This is a genomic window from Streptomyces mayteni, assembly GCF_054783955.1.
Genome location: NZ_BAAGPR010000223.1, coordinates 1 through 4,464 on the forward strand (window position 1 = coordinate 1; position 4,464 = coordinate 4,464).

Here is a 4,464-nt window from a genome sequence, read left to right on the forward strand (position 1 = left end):
GGTCGATCAAGTCGAACATCGGTCACACCCAGGCCGCGGCGGGTGTGGCCGGGGTCATCAAGATGGTCATGGCGATACGCAACGAGGTCCTGCCCGCGTCCCTCCACATCGACGAGCCCTCACCACACGTCGACTGGTCCACCGGCGCCGTATCCCTACTGACCCGGGCCCAGCCCTGGCAGGCGGGCGACCAACCCCGCCGCGCCGGCATCTCCTCCTTCGGCATCAGCGGCACCAACGCCCACGTCATCGTGGAAGAAGCACCCGAGTCCGCCGCCTCCGAGGATCCGGTGCCCGACGCCGAGCTCACGGCGGTGCCGGGCACCGTCCCCTGGACGCTCTCGGCGCGGAGTTCGGAGGCGCTGCGCGCCCAGGCCGGGCGGCTGCTCGACACGCTGTCCGGCGGCCCGGAGGCGGGGGAGACGAGCCTCGCGGACGTCGGGCACGCTCTGGCGACGACGCGCACCACGTTTCCGCACCGGGCGGTGGTGTTGGGCGAAACCCAGGACGCCCTACGGCGCTCGCTGCGGACCCTGGCCGAGGGGGGCGCCTCCCCGGACGTCGTGCTGGGCAGCGTGGCTGACGCGGCCGGCGGGCGGACGGCGTTCCTGTTCACCGGGCAGGGCAGCCAGCGTCCGGGGATGGGGCGCGGCCTGTACGAGGCGTTCCCGGTCTACGCCGAGGCGTTCGACACCGCCTGCGCCCACTGCGACCCACACCTGGAACGACGCCTGCGGGACGTGGTGTTCGCCGCCCCCCACACGCCTGAGGCGACCCTGCTGGATCAGACGCGGTACGCGCAGCCGGGGCTCTTCGCGGTGGAGACGGCGCTGTTCCGGCTGTTCGAGTCGTTCGGTGTCCGCCCGGATATCGTGATGGGGCACTCGGTCGGTGAGCTGGTGGCGGCGCACGTGGCCGGGGTGCTGTCCCTGGAGGACGCCTGCCTCCTGGTGGCCGCGCGCGGTCGCCTGATGCAGTCCGCCCCCGCCGGTGGGGCCATGGTGTCGGTCCGTGCCCCGGTGAACGAGGTTCGCGAGGCGCTCGCGGACGTGGCCGAGCGGGTGGCGATCGCGGCGGTCAACGGCCCGGCGTCGACGGTGATGTCGGGTGACGCGGAGGCGGTGCGCGAGGTGGCCGGCCGGTTGCGGGCGGCGGGACGGAAGACCAAGCGGCTGCGCACCAGTCACGCCTTCCACTCACCGCACATGGACGACGTCCTGGGGGCGTTCCGGGAGGTCGCCGCCGGTCTCGGCTACGCGGCTCCCCGTATCCCCGTCGTCTCGAACGTCACCGGCGGGCCGGCCACTGCCGAGCAGCTCGCCTCACCCGACTACTGGGCCGAGCACATTCGCGCCACCGTCCTGTACCAGCAGGGCGTCACGGCCCTGGAGGCCGCCGGCGCCACGTCCTTCGTCGAAGTCGGCCCGGACGCCGTCCTCAGTTCCATGGCGCGCGAGTGCCTGGCCGCCGAGCCGCCGGTGCTGGCGCCCGCCCTGCGCGGCGACCGCGACGACGAGCGGACGTTCGTGTCGGCCCTCGCCGCGCTGTGGACGGCCGGGAAGGACCTCGCGTGGACCGAACTGCTCGCCCGGCGCGGTGGGCGGCGCGCCGTGGCCCTGCCGACGTACGCCTTCCAGCGGCAGACCTACTGGTTGGCCGCGCCGGAGACGTCCGCCGGGCAGCAGCCGACGGGGCAGGGCCGCGACGACGCCCTGTGGGCGGCGATCGAGGCCGGGGACGTGGCCGCGCTCGCCCGGGAGCTGCGGCTGAGCAGTCCCCAGGCGGAGGCGATGCGGCAGTTGCTTCCCGCGCTCGGTGGCTGGCGCAGGCAGGGTTCCTGGAGTCACCGTCTCGACTGGACGCGGCTTCCGGGCGCCGGCCTGCGGGCCGCCCCGAGCGGCACCTGGCTGCTGGTCGTGCCGGCGGACCGGGCCGCCGACCCGCTGGTCGCCGGTGTCGACGCCGCCCTGACCCGTCACGGCGCCCGGGTCGTCACCGTGGCGGCCGAGCAGGGCGACATCGAGCGGTCCGGCCTGCTGGCGCGGCTGAAGGACGCGGACGCCGGCGGGCGTGAGGTGGGTGGCGTGCTGTCGCTGCTCGGCCTGGCCGTGGACGGTGTGGAGAGGGCGGTCACGGCGTTGGCTCAGTCGGTCGCGCTGGTGCAGGCCCTGCGGGACATGGGCGTGCGGGCCCCGCTGTGGTGGCTCAGCCACGGCGGGACGGCGGTCGGCCCCGCCGAGCGGCCCACCGACGGGCAGGCCATGCTGTGGGGGCTGGGCCGGGCCGCCACGGCGGAACGCCCGGAACCGGACGGCGGTCTGGTGGACCTGCCGGCCGAGCCCGATGACCGGGTCCTCGAGCACCTGGTCCGGTTCCTGGCCCGGCCGGTCGCCCGGCCGGTCGAGCGGCAGGTGGCGATCCGGGCCGGCGGCGTGTACGGGCTGCGGCTGCGCCGCACGCCTCCGCCGGCGTTCCGCGACGAGGTTCCGGCGTCCGGCCCGGTGTTGGTGGCCGGCCGGCTCACCCCGTACGTCGCCCACGCGATGCGCCAGTGCGTCGCGGAAGGGTGCGGGTTGCTGCTGCTCGCCGTTCCGGCCGAGGAGCGGGACGAGGAGGCGGTGCGGGTCCTGGAGGCCGAACTGGCGGCCTTCGGTGCCACGGTGAACGTCGTGGACGGCGATCCCGCGAGCCGCGATCGACTCGCCGCCACCCTCGACCAGCTCGCGTCCGACGGCCCGCTGAGCGTGTTGTACAGCCCGCCCCTGCCCGGCGACCGGCTGCTTGCCGGATGGGACGCGGCGGACACGGCGGACACGGCGCGCGCCGTGTCCGCCGCCGTCGCCGAGGCGACGGCCCTGGGCGAGCTGACGCGAGGGCGGGACGTCGCGAGGTTCTGGCTGTTCAGCTCGTTCGCGGCGGCGGTCGGCGCGCCGGGGCGGGGCGGGGCGGCGGCCCTGCACGCGGTGTGTGAGGCGCTGTCACGGCGCTTCCGGGCCGAGGGGCTGCCGGCGACGGTTGTGGCGTGGGGGCCGCAGGCGGTGGAACCGCCGGGCCCGGACGCGGACGAGGTGTTGCCGGGGACGCGCCCGATGGACCCGGGTCGAGCGGCCGGTCTGTTGTCGCGGATCGCCCTGGACGACGCGCGGACGTGCGCACTGGTGGAGACGGGAGACGCGGACACCATGCTCGCCCTGGCGTTCGCGCACACACCCTATGGCGCGTTGCTGGCCGAGCTGCCCGAGGTGAGGCCGCTGTTGAACGGCGACGACGGGCGTGCCGGTCTGCCCGGCGCGGGAGACGGGCCGGCCGAGTTGCAACGGCGGCTCGACGGTCTGGGCGCCGGGGAGCAGGAGGAACTGCTGCTCGACCTGGTGTGCTCGGCGGCCGCCGAGGTGCTGGGGCACGAGACTCCCGACGAGATCGACAGTTCGCTGACGTTCCTGGAGATCGGCTTCACGTCGTTCACCGGTCTCGAGCTGCGCAACATCCTGTGCGGGGCCACCGGTCTGCAACTGCCGGCGGTCGTCGTCTTCGAGCACCCGTCCCCTTCGTCCCTGGTCGGGTACCTGCGCGACGAGCTGATGGCGCAGCGCGATCGGGGGTGACGGCCGGTCAGGGACGTGATGTCCCCACTCCGCTCCGGTGAGGGGCCGGCGCCTCGAACGCGTGGCGCCGGCCGGCCCACCGGGTGCCGCCGGTGCCGTAGCCTCCGGGGTCGACTCCTGGCCCTCTCCCCCGTCCGCGCGCGGACGGGCCGGAAGCAGAGCCGTCCCGGCGGGTGGGCGGGTGAGTGATTGCCTACTGCTCGCCCGGCTCCGGGAAACCGCCGCATTCGGCGGCGGAGTTCGGGCGCCATTCCGCTTCGAGGATGCTGAACACCTCGGAGTCCCGCCAGCCGTCCCGGATCAGGGCGGTGTGCCGATGCCGCCCCTCGTGTGTCGTGCCGAGCTTGCCCAGCACCCGACGCCTCCCATCCCGACACCGTTGGGCTCCTCCACGAGTGCGGGCACATCGGCACGCCATCGGGGCATGGATACCACCCCGGGAGGCACGAACTCCATGCCCTCGAAGAACCGCTCGATGCGTTCTGGGGTGCGCAACACGTAGGGCACGGCGCCGGAGTCGTTGTACTCCTGCTGGGCCGCGATGAGGACCGGGTCGAGGGCGACGCCGTGGCTGAGCACGAGGTAACTGCCCGGAGCCAGCTCGGCGACCAGCCGACGCACGATCGACTGGGCTTCCTCGTCGTCGGCCACGTGCCCCATGACGTCCGACAGGACCAAGGCGATGGGCCGGGTGAAGTCCAGGGTGCTCCGGGCAGCAGCCACGATCCTTTCCGGATGGCGCAGGTCGGCGTCGATGTACCTGGTGGCGCCCTCCGGCGAACTGGTGAGCAGGGCCTGGGCGTACGCCAGTACCAGCGGGTCGTTGTCGACGTAGACGATGCGCGACTCCGGGGCTTCA

2 protein-coding genes are annotated in these 4,464 nt (G+C 74.2%); one reads left to right on the plus strand and one right to left on the minus strand.

The window, feature by feature from the left end; translation table 11 throughout:
• Positions 1-68: 68 nt before the first annotated feature.
• The gene (locus tag ACYVPE_RS39310; RefSeq protein WP_461038646.1) at positions 69-3,605 is read left to right on the plus strand and encodes a type I polyketide synthase; all 3,537 of its coding nucleotides are present in this window, start codon (positions 69-71) and stop codon (positions 3,603-3,605) included.
• A gap of 300 nt (positions 3,606-3,905) precedes the next feature.
• On the opposite strand, the gene ACYVPE_RS39315 is transcribed toward ACYVPE_RS39310, so the two are convergent.
• Positions 3,906-4,464 (minus strand): SAM-dependent methyltransferase (locus ACYVPE_RS39315; protein ID WP_461038645.1); only part of this gene is annotated, 559 nt, incomplete at its 5' end.